Raw genomic sequence first — 231 nt, forward strand, 5'->3', positions numbered from 1 at the left:
GGTCGAGCGCGAGCGTCTGAAAGACGTGATTCGAACTCGCGAGGCAGACGTCGCCGTAGCTTCGGCCATTGCCGAACGCGAGCGTCGTGCCGTGTTCGCGCTGCACGTCGCGCCATCGCGCCTGCGCTTCGTCGCGCCAGTGCGCGGCGTGCGCGGTCTGCGGCAGGCGCGGGTAGCGGCCCCAGGAAAGCAGTTCGCTCATCGGTCAGATCGCGAGCCAGAACGCGAAGC

The 231-nt window shown here is 68.8% G+C and carries 1 pseudogene; it reads right to left on the minus strand.

Annotation, left to right across the window (positions count from 1 at the left end):
- Window positions 1-202 (minus strand): annotated as a pseudogene (locus NCR39_RS29600) (FAD-binding protein); the annotation flags it as partial.
- Window positions 203-231 lie beyond the last annotated feature (29 nt).

Origin of the sequence: Caballeronia sp. ATUFL_M2_KS44 (assembly GCF_023630965.1) — a bacterium.
GTDB classification, from domain to species: Bacteria; Pseudomonadota; Gammaproteobacteria; order Burkholderiales; family Burkholderiaceae; genus Caballeronia; species Caballeronia concitans.